The organism is Citrobacter europaeus (assembly GCA_020099315.1).
GTDB classification, from domain to species: Bacteria; Pseudomonadota; Gammaproteobacteria; order Enterobacterales; family Enterobacteriaceae; genus Citrobacter; species Citrobacter europaeus.
On record CP083650.1, the window covers coordinates 4,668,806 to 4,684,364 of the forward strand.

The 15,559-nt window shown below is 54.6% G+C and carries 11 protein-coding genes; 2 read left to right on the top strand and 9 right to left on the bottom strand.

The genetic code is table 11. The annotated features are described in order from the left end of the window. Positions 1 to 8: 8 nt before the first annotated feature. From LA337_21915 to glpE, 3 genes are all read right to left on the bottom strand, one after another. The gene (locus tag LA337_21915) at positions 9 to 767 is read right to left on the bottom strand and encodes a DeoR/GlpR family transcriptional regulator (protein ID UBI15777.1); all 759 of its coding nucleotides are present in this window, start codon (positions 765 to 767) and stop codon (positions 9 to 11) included. A 15-nt stretch (positions 768 to 782) separates the two neighbouring features. Next, entirely contained in the window at positions 783 to 1,613 is an 831-nt protein-coding gene (glpG, locus tag LA337_21920) for a rhomboid family intramembrane serine protease GlpG (protein UBI15778.1), read from the bottom strand. 170 nt (positions 1,614 to 1,783) lie between these two features. Then, positions 1,784 to 2,110 carry a thiosulfate sulfurtransferase GlpE gene (glpE, locus tag LA337_21925; GenBank protein ID UBI15779.1) on the bottom strand — a complete coding sequence of 109 codons (327 nt, stop codon included), beginning with the start codon at positions 2,108 to 2,110 and terminating at the stop codon, positions 1,784 to 1,786. 198 nt (positions 2,111 to 2,308) lie between these two features. On the opposite strand from glpE, the gene glpD reads away from it, so the two are divergent. Then, positions 2,309 to 3,817, top strand: a complete 1,509-nt coding sequence (gene glpD, locus LA337_21930; protein ID UBI15780.1) for a glycerol-3-phosphate dehydrogenase — start codon at positions 2,309 to 2,311, stop codon at positions 3,815 to 3,817. Between the two features lie 142 nt (positions 3,818 to 3,959). Here glpD and glgP read toward each other — a convergent pair whose 3' ends face one another. The 6 genes from glgP to asd all read right to left on the bottom strand — a co-directional run bounded on the left by glgP (position 3,960) and on the right by asd (position 14,708). Continuing rightward, a complete protein-coding gene (glgP, locus tag LA337_21935) occupies positions 3,960 to 6,407 on the bottom strand; it encodes a glycogen phosphorylase (GenBank protein UBI15781.1) in 2,448 nt (815 codons plus the stop codon). A gap of 19 nt (positions 6,408 to 6,426) precedes the next feature. Further along, a complete protein-coding gene (gene glgA / locus LA337_21940) occupies positions 6,427 to 7,860 on the bottom strand; it encodes a glycogen synthase GlgA (GenBank protein ID UBI15782.1) in 1,434 nt (477 codons plus the stop codon). Next, positions 7,860 to 9,155 carry a glucose-1-phosphate adenylyltransferase gene (gene glgC, locus LA337_21945; GenBank protein ID UBI15783.1) on the bottom strand — a complete coding sequence of 432 codons (1,296 nt, stop codon included), beginning with the start codon at positions 9,153 to 9,155 and terminating at the stop codon, positions 7,860 to 7,862. The genes glgA and glgC overlap by 1 nt, the downstream gene beginning before the upstream one ends. A 13-nt stretch (positions 9,156 to 9,168) precedes the next feature. Further along, positions 9,169 to 11,145, bottom strand: coding sequence for a glycogen debranching protein GlgX (glgX, locus tag LA337_21950; GenBank protein ID UBI15784.1), 1,977 nt, complete (start codon positions 11,143 to 11,145; stop codon positions 9,169 to 9,171). Further along, positions 11,145 to 13,328 (bottom strand): 1,4-alpha-glucan branching enzyme, encoded by a 2,184-nt coding sequence (gene glgB, locus LA337_21955; GenBank protein ID UBI15785.1) that lies wholly within the window; start codon positions 13,326 to 13,328, stop codon positions 11,145 to 11,147. The genes glgX and glgB overlap by 1 nt, the downstream gene beginning before the upstream one ends. 273 nt (positions 13,329 to 13,601) lie before the next feature. Beyond that, positions 13,602 to 14,708 (bottom strand): aspartate-semialdehyde dehydrogenase, encoded by a 1,107-nt coding sequence (gene asd, locus LA337_21960; GenBank protein ID UBI15786.1) that lies wholly within the window; start codon positions 14,706 to 14,708, stop codon positions 13,602 to 13,604. 190 nt (positions 14,709 to 14,898) lie between these two features. Between asd and yhgN the strand changes: the two genes are divergently transcribed. Further along, positions 14,899 to 15,492, top strand: a complete 594-nt coding sequence (gene yhgN / locus LA337_21965) for an NAAT family transporter YhgN (GenBank protein UBI15787.1) — start codon at positions 14,899 to 14,901, stop codon at positions 15,490 to 15,492. The last annotated feature ends 67 nt before the right edge of the window (positions 15,493 to 15,559 follow it).

The following is a 15,559-nucleotide window of genomic DNA, read 5'->3' on the forward strand; positions in this document are numbered from 1 at the left end:
CAATTATCTCAGCACAGCTCTAACTGAATATGATGGTCCGCGATAACCTGCATCACGCCAGCGGGCGGCAGCGTGTCGGTATACACCGCATCCACCATGCTGATACTGCCCATATTCACCATCGCGTTACGCCCAAATTTCGAGTGATCCACCACCAGCATCACATGCCGTGAATTCTCAATAATCGCGCGTTTGGTGCGAACTTCGTGATAATCAAACTCCAGCAGAGAACCATCGCTGTCGATGCCGCTGATCCCTAAGATGCCGAAGTCCAGTCGGAACTGAGAAATGAAGTCGAGGGTCGCTTCGCCCATAATACCGCCGTCGCGGCTACGCAGTTCGCCACCGGCGAGGATTATGCGGAAATCCTCTTTCGCCATCAGCGTATTCGCCACATTGAGGTTGTTGGTCACGATACGTAAATTGCTGTGATTGAGCAGCGCGTGAGCCACCGCTTCCGGCGTAGTGCCGATATCAATAAACAGCGTAGAGCCATTCGGGATCTGCGTGGCAACTTTGCGTGCAATGCGCTCTTTTTCCGCCGTCTGCGTCGCTTTACGGTCATGCCACGGGGTGTTGACCGAGCTGGATGGCAGCGCCGCGCCGCCGTGATGGCGCAAAATCATGTTCTGATCGGCCAGATCGTTAAGATCGCGGCGAATCGTCTGCGGGCTAACGGAGAAATGCTCCACCAGCTCCTCAGTACTGACGTATCCCTGTTTTTTTACCAGTTCAATGATCGCGTCATGTCGTTGTGTTTGCTTCATTATGGTTCCCTGAAATTACGTTCGTTTTCGCACATGAATAGTATCGGCAAACGCCATTGCCAGACCCACGGCCAGCCCGGCGATATGTGCGCCATTCGCCATCGACATGCCAAACAGATCAAACCAGCCGGCAACAATCCAGATCAAAGCAAAAATAATCAAACCACGCTGCAGGAAAATACCGCTCTGCGGATCGCGCTCGCCGCGCAACCACACATAGCCCATCAGCGCATATACCACGCCAGACAGTCCACCAAACCACGGACCGCTAAATTTCTGCTGAACATAACCGCTCAGCAGGGCGCTGATCACGGTAATGACTATCAGTTTTCCGCTGCCCAAACGCTTTTCAACCGCACCGCCGAGATACCACCACCACAGCAGGTTGAACAGAATATGCATCAGCGAGAAGTGCATAAAAGCGTGGGTAAAATAACGCCAGAATTCAAATTTCAGCGTAGGGTCAAACGGCCATGCCAGCCAGAGCATCACCGCCTGGTCGCCCAGCACGTTCATGGCGATAAACACCACCACACATGCGGCCATCACCGCCCACGTTACCGGGCCTGCGCGTTCGCGCAATGTGGCCAGGAACGGATAACGTTGGTAGCGCAGACCGCTATCGGTCTGGCCTGACTGCCAGCTTGCCGCGAGGTAACGCGGGTCGCCCGGATTCTCCAGAAATCGCGCCAGTTCAGCACGCACGCGCTCGGCCTGGGACTCATCCGCCAGCCAGACATCCGTTTGCTGATGTTGTTGAATCGTCAGGATAACGCCCTGTGTCGCCATATAATCAACAAATGCCTGCGCCACGCGGGGGTTAGCAAAAGAGGTAATCATCAACATGGTTGCTGTCGCTTCATCCACACAAAAGAGGACAGTATATATACCCTTCTTACTTCGAGCTGCATCTTTGTTGGCTTTCCTCGCTCACTCCGGTCACGTACTGTTCGTACGCTCCCGGAGATTCGCTGCGTCGCCGTCGCGATGCAACTCGAATTAATTTGGGTATAGCCTTACGAACCGTATGCCACTTCTGCCGGAAAATGTCGATGCCAGGCGTCGAAGCCGCCATCAACGCTGTAAACCGCGTCATAGCCTTGTTGAAGAAGATATTGCGCCGCACCTTTACTGCTGTTGCCGTGATAACACATCACCAATACGGCGGTGTCGAAATCATGCTCGCGCATAAACGACCCCAGCGTGTCGTTCGTCAGATGAAACGCCTGCGGGGCATGACCCATCGCATAGCTTTGCGGATCGCGGATATCCACCAACACCGCGCTCCCCTGATGCAGCTTCTGATGCGCTTCTTCGACATTAATACATTCAAACTGATCCATTGCTCTCTCTTCTTTATATGGCAGGTGACGCTTTTCGGACATGTTACTTCTTAGTGTACGTCCCGACGGCAGTTAAACGCCATAATGTTATATGTATCACTGTAAATTGTTTATCCGATGTTACCAATGGCGCGAATCTTTGCTATTATGCTCGATAACGAACATTAATGAGCTATAACGAAAGTGCGAGAGGCCAGCATGGAAACCAAAGATCTGATTGTGATAGGTGGAGGCATCAACGGTGCCGGTATCGCGGCAGATGCCGCTGGACGCGGTTTATCCGTGCTGATGCTGGAAGCGCAGGATTTAGCCTGCGCAACCTCCTCCGCTAGCTCCAAACTCATTCACGGTGGCCTGCGCTACCTGGAGCATTACGAATTTCGCCTGGTGAGCGAAGCGCTGGCCGAACGTGAAGTGCTGTTGAAAATGGCACCGCATATCGCCTTTCCTATGCGCTTTCGTCTACCCCATCGCCCGCACCTGCGCCCGGCCTGGATGATCCGCATTGGTCTGTTTATGTACGATCATCTGGGCAAACGCACCAGTTTGCCGAGTTCTACCGGTTTGCGTTTTGGCGCAGACTCCGTACTGAAACCTGAGATTGTGCGCGGTTTCGAATATTCTGACTGCTGGGTAGACGATGCGCGACTGGTTTTGGCAAACGCCCAAATGGTCGTACGCAAAGGCGGGGAAGTATTAACCCGCACGCGTGCCACCTCTGCTCGCCGTGAAAACGGTTTGTGGATTGTTGAAGCTGAAGATATTGATACTGGCAAAAAGCACACCTGGCAGGCACGTGGGCTGGTCAACGCCACCGGCCCGTGGGTGAAAGAGTTCTTCGACGACGGCATGCATCTGCCATCGCCGTACGGCATTCGCCTGATTAAAGGCAGCCACATTGTGGTTCCGCGCGTACATACCCAGAAGCAGGCTTATATTCTGCAAAACGAAGATAAACGCATTGTGTTTGTTATCCCATGGATGGACGAATTCTCGATCATCGGGACGACCGACGTTGAATACAAAGGCGACCCGAAAGCGGTGAAAATTGATGAGAGCGAAATCAATTACCTGCTGAAGGTCTACAACGCGCACTTTAAGAAACAGCTTGGCCGTGACGATATCGTCTGGACCTACTCGGGCGTGCGTCCGCTGTGCGATGACGAGTCCGACTCGCCGCAGGCTATCACCCGTGATTACACGCTGGATATCCACGACGAAAATGGCAAAGCGCCGCTGCTGTCGGTCTTTGGCGGTAAGCTGACGACCTACCGTAAGCTGGCTGAACACGCGATGGAAAAACTGGCGTCGTACTATCAGGGCATTGGTCCGGCGTGGACGAAAGAGTGCATTCTGCCAGGTGGTGACATTGGCGGCGATCGCGAAGATTACGCGGCCAAACTGCGCCGTCGCTACCCGTTCCTGACCGAGTCGCTGGCACGCCATTATTCCCGCACCTACGGCAGCAACACCGAATGGATTATCGGCGAAGCCACCTCGCTTGCCGAGTTAGGTGAAGACTTCGGCCATGAGTTCTATGAGGCCGAGCTGAAATATCTGGTCGATCACGAATGGGTTCGTCGCGCGGAAGATGCGCTGTGGCGTCGCACGAAAGAGGGTATGTGGCTGAACGCTGAGCAGCAGTCGCGCATGACCCAGTGGCTGACGGAGTATATTGAGAAGCACCAGCTGTCGCTGGCGTCGTAAGCAAGTACACGAACGTAGGCCGGGCAAGCGAAGCGCCCCCGGCAACGAGCGCCCTGTAGGCCCGGTAAGCGTCAGCGCCACCGGGCTTTTTGCCGGATGGCGGCTAGCGCCTTATCCGGCCTACAGTTAACCCTATCCCTTGTTACAACCGCACCGAATCAATATGCCAGATGTTTTCGGCGTACTCTTTAATCGTCCTGTCCGACGAGAAGTAGCCCATGTTGGCGATATTAATCATCGACTTGGTGGTCCACTCTTCCGGGTGACGATACAGTTCATCAACCTTATCCTGGCAGTCAACGTAGCTGCGATAATCCGCCAGAACCTGATAGTGGTCGCCAAAGTTGATCAGCGAGTCCACCAGGTCACGATAGCGTCCCGGCTCCTCAGGGCTGAATACACCGCTGCCGATCTGCGTCAGCACCTGGTGTAGCTCTTCATCTTTCTCGTAATACTCACGCGGCTTGTAACCCTGGCTGCGTAAAGCCTCGACCTCTTCCGCCGTATTACCAAAGATAAAGATATTCTCTGCGCCCACGTGCTCCAGCATCTCTACGTTGGCGCCGTCCAGCGTCCCGATGGTCAGCGCGCCGTTGAGGGCAAATTTCATATTACTGGTACCAGAGGCTTCGGTCCCGGCCAGAGAAATCTGCTCAGACAGGTCGGCAGCAGGAATAATCACCTGCGCCAGGCTGACGCTGTAGTTGGGGATAAACACCACTTTCAGCTTGTCGCCAATTTGCGGATCGTTGTTGATCACCTTCGCGACGTCGTTGATCAGGTGAATGATGTGCTTCGCCATATAATAGGCCGAAGCCGCTTTACCGGCGAAGATATTCACACGCGGCACCCACTCGGCGTCAGGATCGGCCTTAATGCGGTTGTAGCGGGTGATTACATGCAGCACGTTCATCAACTGGCGTTTGTATTCGTGAATACGCTTGATCTGCACATCAAACAGCGATTTCGGGTTCACCACCACGTTAAGCTGCTGGGCAATGAGCGTGGCCAGACGCTTTTTATTCTCCAGCTTCGCACGGCGCACCGCCTGATTTACCAGCGGATAATCGCAATGCTGCTCAAGCTCGCTGAGCTGGCTGAGATCGGTTCGCCAGGTGCGGCCAATATTCTCATCCAGCACTTCAGAGAGCGACGGGTTAGCCAGCGCCAGCCAGCGACGCGGCGTCACGCCGTTGGTGACGTTGCAAAAACGAGTCGGGAAAATCTTCGCAAAATCAGCAAACAGCGACTGCACCATCAGGTTGGAGTGCAGCTCGGAAACACCGTTAACCTTGTGGCTCACTACCACCGCCAGCCATGCCATACGTACGCGGCGACCGTTAGATTCATCGATAATCGACGTCCGCCCCAGCAGGCTGGTATCGTTCGGGTACTGTTCCTGCAAGGTCTTAAGGAAGTAGTCGTTGATCTCGAAGATAATTTGCAGATGGCGCGGCAGAATTTTGCCCAGCATATCGACGGGCCAGGTCTCCAGCGCTTCGCTCATCAAGGTGTGGTTGGTGTACGAGAAGACCTGGCAACAGACCTCAAACGCATCGTCCCAACTGAACTTGTGCTCATCGATCAGCAGGCGCATCAGCTCAGGGATCGACAGCACCGGATGGGTGTCATTGAGGTGAATGGCGATTTTATCCGCCAGGTTGTCGTAGGTTTTGTGCAACTGGTAATGACGGCTCAGGATGTCCTGCACCGTGGAGGAGACCAGGAAATACTCTTGGCGCAAACGCAGTTCGCGTCCCGAATAGGTGGAGTCGTCCGGGTACAGTACGCGGGAGACGTTCTCGGAGTGGTTTTTATCTTCCACCGCCGCAAAGTAGTCGCCCTGGTTAAATTTACCGAGATTGATCTCGCTACTGGCCTGGGCATTCCACAGGCGCAGCGTGTTGGTGGCGTCAGTGTCGTAACCAGGGATAATCTGGTCGTAAGCAACCGCGAGGATCTCTTCGGTTTCTATCCAGCGCGTTTTCTTGCCTTCCTGCTGAATACGCCCGCCAAAGCGCACTTTGTAGCGCGTATTGTGGCGTTTGAATTCCCACGGGTTACCGTATTCCAGCCAGTAGTCCGGCGACTCTTTCTGTCGGCCATCAACAATGTTCTGCTTGAACATGCCGTAGTCATAACGAATACCGTAGCCGCGTCCCGGCAGGCCCAGCGTTGCCAGTGAGTCCAGGAAACAGGCCGCCAGGCGCCCGAGACCGCCGTTGCCAAGACCCGGGTCGTTTTCTTCGTCGATCAGATCTTCAAGATCCAACCCCATACCTTCCAGCGCATTTTTGACATCGTCATAAATACCCAACGATAACAGTGCATTGGAAAGCGTGCGGCCAATCAAAAACTCCATGGACAGGTAATAGACCTGGCGAGTTTCCTGAGATAATTGCGCACGGTTAGAACGCAGCCAGCGCTCCACGAGACGATCGCGCACCGCGAACAACGTGGCGTTCAGCCACTCATGTTTATTGGCAATGACCGGGTCCTTACCAATCGTAAACATCAGCTTATAGGCGATAGAATGCTTAAGTGCCTCTACGCTGAGTGTGGGCGATGCATAAGTAAATGGAGCATTCATATAGGTGATTCCTGGATATCTATTTCAAGCGATAGTAAAGCTCACGGTATGACTTCGCCGCGACTTGCCAGCTAAAATCCATGGTCATGGCCTGACGTTGTACAAACCGCCACAGCGAAGGCCGGGACCACAATACGAAAGCACGCCGGATCGCACGTAGCAGCGACCAGGCATTACTATCTTCAAATACAAACCCACTGGCGATACCGTCCGCCAGGTTTTCCAGCGAACTGTCAGAGACCGTATCAGCCAGCCCACCGGTGCGCCGCACCAGCGGCAGCGTACCGTACTTCAGTCCATACAACTGCGTTAAGCCACACGGCTCGAAACGGCTGGGAACCAATATGACATCGGCCCCCCCCATAATGCGGTGCGAGAAGGCTTCGTGATAGCCAATCTGCACGCCCACTTGCCCTGGATGTTCCGCCGCCGCGGCGAGGAAACCTTCCTGTAAAACCGGATCGCCCGCGCCAAGCAATGCCAGTTGCCCACCCTGCTCTAACAACCCCGGCAGCGCTTCCAGCACCAGATCCAGCCCTTTCTGACTGGTCAGGCGGCTGACGACAGCAAACAGCGGCACTTTATCGTTAACCTTAAGTCCCATCGCTATCTGTAGCTGACGTTTGTTCTCCGCCTTCTCCTCCAGCGTGTCGCGCGTATATCGCGATGCCAACAGCAGATCGGTTTCCGGGCTCCAGATTTTTTCATCAACGCCGTTCAGCACGCCGGAAAGACGTCCTTCACGATGACGTTGCTGCAACAGACCTTCCATGCCGTAGGCGAATTGCGGCTCGGTAATTTCCCGCGCGTAGGTCGGGCTGACTGCCGTAATGTGGTCGGCGTAGTACAATCCGGCCTTCAGGAACGAAATCTGTCCGTTAAACTCCAGTCCGTGCACATTAAAGAACGACCATGGCAATTGGATGTCATCCATATGCTTTGCATAAAACATGCCTTGATACGCCAGGTTGTGTACGGTAAACACCGATTTCGCCGGATGGCCGCGCGCCGCCAGATACGCCGGGGCCAGTCCGGCATGCCAGTCGTGCGCATGCACCACATCCGGGCGCCAGAATGGGTCAAAGCCGCAGGCCATTTCACAGCCGACCCAACCCAGCAGCGCAAAACGCAGTACGTTATCCGTATAGGCAAACAGGTTAGTGTCGTGATACGGGCTACCGGGACGGTCATAGAGATGCGGCGCGTCAATCAGGTAAATACCCACGCCGTTGAAATGCCCGAAAAGCAGCGTGATACGTCCGGCGAAGGTATCCCGACGCGTCACGACCTGCGCATCGGGAATGCCGCGACGAATATCAGGAAACGCCGGGAGCAACACGCGGGCATCCACGCCGTCCGCTATTTGCGCTGCGGGTAACGCCCCAATAACATCCGCCAGTCCCCCGGTTTTTAACAGGGGGAACATCTCTGAACAAACGTGTAAAACCTGCATTATCGCTCCTGTTTGATCTGCAGTTTGCGCAGCATTTCACGCGTGACCAGCACAATACCTTCCTCTGAACGGTAGAAACGACGTGCATCTTCTTCCGCGTTTTCACCAATGATCATGCCTTCAGGAATAACGCAGGCACGGTCGATAATGCAACGACGTAAGCGGCACGAACGTCCCACCCACACTTCAGGTAACAACACTGCCGAATCAATGTTACAGAATGAATTCACCCGCACTCGCGGGAACAAAACGGACTGCACCACCACCGAACCAGAAATAATACAGCCGCCGGAAACCAGCGAGTTCAGCGTCATACCGTGGCTACCGGAACGGTCCTGCACAAATTTCGCCGGTGGCAGAGACTCCATATGCGTACGGATTGGCCAGTCCTGGTCGTACATATCCAGTTCAGGGGTCACCGAAGCCAGATCGAGGTTCGCTTTCCAGTAGGCTTCCAGCGTTCCCACATCGCGCCAGTACGGCTCGGATTCCGGGTCAGACTGCACGCAGGACAGCGGGAATGGATGTGCATACGCCATGCCAGCTTCAGTGATTTTCGGGATAATGTCTTTGCCGAAATCGTGACTGGAGTTTTCATCGAGGTCATCTTCCGCCAGCAATTCATACAGGTAGTCGGCGTTAAAAATGTAGATCCCCATACTGGCAAGGGATTTGGTCGGATCGCCTGGCATAGCTGGCGGGTTGGCAGGTTTTTCAACGAACTCGATAATTTTATCAGTGTCGTCCACGTCCATCACGCCAAACGCGCTGGCCTCTTCAATAGGCACTGGCATACAGGCCACGGTGCAACGCGCGCCTTTCTCGACGTGGTCGATCAGCATGCGTGAGTAGTCCTGCTTGTAGATATGATCGCCCGCGAGGATCACCACATATTCCGCTTTATAGCGTCGAATGATGTCCAGGTTTTGGGTCACCGCATCCGCCGTGCCGCGATACCAGTTTTCACCCTGCATTCTCTGCTGGGCAGGCAGCAAATCGACAAACTCATTCATCTCTTCGCTAAAGAATGACCAGCCGCGCTGAATGTGCTGCACCAGCGTGTGGGACTGGTACTGGGTGATCACGCCAATGCGACGGATCCCGGAGTTAATACAGTTGGATAAAGCAAAATCGATAATGCGGAACTTTCCGCCAAAGTGCACGGCGGGTTTGGCACGTTTGTTGGTTAAATCTTTCAGGCGGGTGCCGCGGCCACCGGCCAGGATCAGGGCAACAGATTTTAATGGCAGCTGGCGCGCCAACATTACACGATCGTTCTTCTCTAAACTCACCATGACTAACTCCTTTTTATCTTCTCTGGAACACACACAGTCCGTGCGCAGGTCCCTGCCAGACAGCCGTAAGCACCGGATTATCCTCTCCGGCAAATGGGGGAATGGCGTGCCATTCCCCTTCAGGTAAAACGATATCTGTCACCTCAAGCGTGGCGTTTATTGCAATCAGGAAACGGTCTGAAAGCAGAATTTGCATCTGCCTCGGGCCGTTTTGCCACTCATCCGCACTTAAGGGTTGTGCGTACTTATTCAGCCAATGCACATTGCCGTCGCCCTCTTCCCACCAGCAATCACCTGTTAATGCAGGTATTTGTCGGCGCAGATGAATCAGCGCGGCGGTAAATGTGGTTAGCCCACTGTTTGCCTGCTGCCAGTCCAGCCAGGTTAAGGCGTTATCCTGGCAGTAAGCGTTATTGTTGCCGTGCTGGCTATGACCATGCTCATCGCCCGCCAGCAACATCGGCGTCCCCTGTGAGAGCAACAGCGTGGTTAACAGCGCATGAATGCTGTCACGCCGCCGCTCAATCAGGTCCAGCGTGCCGCCTAATCCTTCTTTACCATGATTGTCGCTGTAGTTATTGCTAGTGCCGTCGCGATTTTCCTCACCATTCGCTTCATTGTGCTTATTTGTGAAGCAAACACAGTCGCGTAGCGTAAAACCGTCGTGCGCGGTCACCAGATTGACCGTAGCGCTGGGTTTGCGGCCCTGGCGTTTAAACACGTCGCTGGATGCGGCAAAACGGCCGGCAAACTCGCCCAACGAGAGGTTACGTTGGAGCCAGAAGCGTCGCGTCGCATCACGGAAATGATCATTCCACTCGGCAAACGGCGGGGGGAAATTCCCCACCTGATACCCGCCTTCACCAATATCCCACGGTTCCGCAATCAGCTTAACGCGTGAGAGCAGCGGACAGTTTTGGATCGCGGTAAACAGCGGCGCATCCTGACGAAACGTAGGTGTACGCCCCATGACGGAAGCCAAATCAAAACGAAAACCATCCACATGACAGGTTTCAACCCAGTAGCGCAGGCATTCGCATGCGTATTCCACAACGCCTGGATGGCTCAGGTTGAGGGTGTTCCCACAACCGGTCCAGTTGTAGTAATCACCATCGTCCCTGATCCAATAATAGCTACGGTTATCAATTCCGCGCAGCGAGAAGACGGGCCCTTCGAGATCAAGCTCGGCGCTGTGGTTCAAAACGATGTCGAGAATGACCTCAATCCCCGCTTTGTGCAGCGCTTTTACCGCATCGCGAAACTCATCAAGCGCACTCTCCGGTGAGCAGGCATAAGCCGGATGCAACGCGAACATCGCCACCGGGTTGTAGCCCCAGTAGTTCGACAGGCCCAGCCGCTGAAGCCGCGGTTCGCTGGCAAAATGCGCCACCGGAAGCAGCTCCAGGGCGGTAATGCCGAGGCGCTTGAAATAGTCGATCATCACCGGGTGGCCCAGCGCCTTGTAGGTTCCGCGAATCTCTTCCGGCAGGTCAGGATGCAAATACGTCAGCCCTTTAACATGCGCTTCGTAAATCACGGTATTGCCCCACGGCGTGCGCGGCGGGGCGTCATCCTCCCAGTCATAACGGTCGGACACCACAACGCCCTTCAGCGCAATGGCGGCGTTATCATGATTATCCGGTTCATTTAACCCGCCGTGCAGCAGCGGGTTATCTTTTAACTCGCCATCCACCCGACGCGCGCAAGGGTCAAGCAGCAGCTTCGCCGGATTAAACCGGTGGCCCTGCTGCGGCTGCCATGGACCATGTACACGATAACCATAGCGCAGACCTGGACGGGCGTTGGCCAGATAGCCGTGCCAGACATCGCCGCTACGCCCCGGCAGGTCATAGCGGAGTTCGCAGCCTTGCTCATCGAATACGCATAATTCAACGCGTTCAGCGTGGGCCGAGAAGAGTGTGAAATTGACGCCATGGCCGTCATACGTTGCACCATGGGGGGTGGCGTTGCCGGTTGCCAGTTGCGTCATTACCCCTCCCGAACCAGCCAGACCGTTGCCAGCGGCGGCAACGTGAGGCTCAGTGAGTTCTGACGACCATGACTGGCGATTTCATCGCTGTGCACCGCGCCGCCGTTGCCGGTATTACTGCCGTGGTAATGCGTCGAGTCGGTATTGAGGATCTCGCGCCATTTGCCCGGCTGGTTGATACCGAAGCGATAGCCGTGGCGAGGCACTGGCGTAAAGTTGCTGATAACGATGATTTCATTACCAACTTTGTCACGACGAACGAAAGCCAGCACCGAACGTTCTTTGTCATCCACCACCAGCCATTCAAAGCCATAGGCATCAAAGTCGAGCTCGTGCAGCGCTTTGTGGTGGCGATAGGTAAGGTTCAGATCGCGTACCAGACGCTGTACGCCGTGGTGCCAGTTATCACCGCCCTCCAGCAGATGCCAGTCGAGGCTGGCGTCATGGTTCCACTCACGCCCCTGAGCGAACTCATTGCCCATAAACAGCAGTTTCTTGCCCGGGAAGGCCCACATCCAGCCGTAATAGGCGCGCAGGTTGGCGAACTTCTGCCATGCGTCTCCCGGCATGCGGTCGAGAATGGATTTTTTACCGTGTACCACTTCATCGTGCGACAGCGGCAGGACGAAGTTTTCGGTGTAGTTGTACAGCATGCCGAAGGTCAGCTTGTCGTGATGGTACTGACGATGAATCGGATCCAGCTTCATGTAGTCCAGCGTGTCGTGCATCCAGCCGAGGTTCCACTTATACCAGAACCCTAAACCGCCCATGTCCTGCGGCCTTGAGACGCCGGCAAAGTCGGTGGACTCTTCCGCCATGCTCACCGCACCTGGCACCTGCTCGCCAAGAATTCGGTTGGTATTGCGTAAAAACTCAATGGCTTCGAGGTTTTCACGACCGCCAAATTCGTTCGGGACCCATTCCCCTTCTTTACGGCTGTAGTCGCGATAAATCATCGACGCCACGGCATCCACGCGTAGCGCATCGATACCAAAGCGTTCAATCCAGTACAGGGCGTTGCCCACCAGGTAGTTGCTGACTTCACGGCGACCATAGTTGTAGATCAGCGTGTTCCAGTCCTGGTGATACCCTTCTCGCGGGTCGCTGTGCTCATACAGGTTGGTGCCATCAAACTCTGCCAGACCAAAGTCGTCCGACGGGAAATGGCCCGGCACCCAGTCGAGAATGACGTTCAGTCCGGCCTGATGCGCGGCATTCACAAAATAGCGGAAATCATCACGCGTCCCAAAGCGACGGGTCGGCGCATACATGCCGGTAGGCTGGTAGCCCCAGCTACCGTCGAACGGATGCTCGTTAATCGGCAACAGTTCGAGATGAGTAAAGCCCATCCACTTGGCGTAAGGCACCAGTTGATCCGCCAGCTCACGGTAGCTTAGCCAGAAGTTGTTATCGGTATGACGACGCCATGAACCCAGGTGCACTTCATAGATAGAGATCGGCGCATCAAACTGGTTGGCTTTTTTGCGCTCCTCGCTTTGCACCACTTTTTCCGGCAGGCCGCAGATAAGCGACGCGGTTTCCGGGCGCATTTGCGCTTCGAAGGCGTAAGGATCCGCTTTGATTCGCAGCTTACCGTTCGCATCGATCATCTCGTATTTATACAGCTGACCCTGTTGCGCACCGGGGATAAACAGCTCCCAGATACCGCTTTCTTTGCGCAGGCGCATCGGATGGCGACGGCCATCCCAGTAGTTGAACTGCCCAACCACTGACACACGTTGAGCGTTAGGCGCCCAGACGGAGAAGCGTGTACCGGTTACGCCATCCATGGTATCCGCATGCGCGCCCAGCGTTTCGTAAGGTCGCAGGTGCGTACCTTCAGATAACAGCCAGGCATCCATATCCTGGATCAGCGGGCCAAAACGATAAGGGTCATCAATCAGATTCTGTTGTCCATGCCAGACAACGGCCAACTGATAGCGAAAGAAATTTTTACGGCGGGGAAGTACAGCACAGAAAAAACCGCGAGAGTCGAGGCAATCCAGCTTGCCGACTTTACGTCCGGTTTTGGGTTCGATCACCCACACTTCGGTGGCGTCAGGTAATAGGGCGCGGACTTCAAGTCCAGCATCAGTTTGGTGCATACCGAGTACGGAAAAAGGATCCGCAAAATGGCCTGCAATTAGCGCATTAATCACGTCTCTATCGATACGAACGGACATGGTTGTCATCCTGTTTTATGGTGTCACCCCTTCCAACTGATTTTCGACATCAGGTAGTGACACTTTTTTTGACCTGAACGGCGCAGCACAATTGTGCATCCTCTCTGCGTCGTCCCACCTTCAGGCAACAACTTAATACCTCCGGTACTAAGTCACCCTTAAAGAATAGCCAATGCTTTATCTTACTCCTGGTAAAAAATGAAACATCTGCGCTTACTCCTGTATTACGCAAAAAAAGGGGTGATTCCTCACCCCTTGATCGTTAACAAACTATTACGCCAATTGGCGCAGCATACGGCGCAATGGCTCCGCAGCCCCCCACAGCAACTGGTCGCCTACGGTAAAGGCTGACAGGAACTCTGGCCCCATATTCAGCTTACGCAGACGGCCTACTGGCGTGGTCAGCGTGCCGGTAACGGCCGCCGGGGTTAACTCACGCATAGTGATATCCCGATCGTTTGGCACGACTTTGGCCCACGGATTGTGCGCCGCCAGCAGTTCTTCCACGGTCGGAATAGACACATCTTTTTTCAGTTTAATGGTGAACGCCTGGCTGTGGCAGCGCAGCGCGCCGACGCGCACGCACAGACCATCGACCGGGATCACAGAAGACGTATCAAGAATTTTGTTGGTTTCGGCCTGTCCCTTCCACTCTTCACGGCTCTGACCGTTATCAAGCTGTTTGTCGATCCACGGAATCAGGCTACCGGCCAGCGGTACGCCAAAGTTATCAACCGGCAGTTCACCGCTGCGGGACAGGGCCGTCACTTTGCGTTCGATATCGAGAATAGCAGAGGAAGGGGTCGCCAGTTCATCGGCCACATGGCCATACAGATGACCCATCTGGGACAACAGTTCGCGCATATGACGCGCGCCGCCGCCGGAAGCCGCCTGATAGGTCGCCACGGAAACCCAGTCAACCAGGTCATTGGCAAACAGGCCACCAAGGGACATCAGCATCAGGCTAACGGTACAGTTTCCGCCGACAAAGGTCTTAATTCCTTTATTCAGGCCGTCAGTAATGACATCCTGGTTAACCGGATCGAGAATGATGATGGCATCGTCTTTCATACGCAGCGAAGAGGCCGCGTCAATCCAGTAACCCTGCCAACCGCTTTCACGAAGCTTTGGATAGATTTCGTTGGTATAATCGCCGCCCTGACAGGTCACGATGATATCGAGCGCCTTCAGCGCGTCCAGATCAAAAGCGTCCTGAAGCGTGCCGGTCGCGGTTCCACCGAACGTCGGTGCCGCCTGCCCGAGCTGGGAAGTAGAAAAGAAAACAGGGCGAATGGCGTCGAAGTCACGCTCCTCAACCATGCGTTGCATGAGTACAGAGCCGACCATACCGCGCCAGCCGATAAAACCAACATTTTTCATAGCGTTTTTTCCTGCAGAGATGTGTGCTGTGTATGCTAACCAGTATCCTACTGGCCTATCCTTCACCATACAAAAAGCAGCCAAAGTCGCAAGTGAAATTAATCAATGATAGCGAAGCCATCAGTAATGCGACTTATCCCGCTGCGCAAGCAAGCAGAAAGTCCGCGGTAATTATCAGGGAATTTGAGTTATGAATGAAATCATTTCAGCGGCAGTTTTATTGATCCTGATTATGGATCCGCTCGGAAATCTGCCCATTTTCATGTCCGTATTGAAACATACCGAACCAAAACGCCGTCGCGCGATTATGATTCGCGAGCTGTTCATTGCGCTGTTGGTGATGCTGATATTCCTGTTTGCGGGCGAGAAAATTCTGGCATTTCTGAACCTGCGCGCGGAGACCGTGTCGATTTCCGGGGGCATTATTTTATTCCTGATCGCCATCAAGATGATTTTCCCCAGCGCCACCGGGAATAGCACCGGACTTCCAGCAGGCGAAGAGCCGTTTATCGTACCGCTGGCGATTCCGCTGGTCGCCGGTCCGACAATCCTGGCGTCATTAATGCTGTTGTCACATCAGTACCCAAATCAGATGGGGCATCTGGTGATTGCGCTGCTGATCGCCTGGGGCGGGACATTCGTGATTTTGCTGCAGTCTTCGCTGTTTTTACGCCTGCTGGGGGAGAAAGGGGTTAACGCGCTGGAGCGCCTGATGGGATTGATTCTGGTGATGATGGCAACCCAGATGTTCCTCGACGGCGTGCGGATGTGGATGAAGGGGTAACGCACTCACTTTACGCCGGGTGGCGGCTTCGCCTTACCCGGCCTACGGTGTTGATATGTTGCTCGTT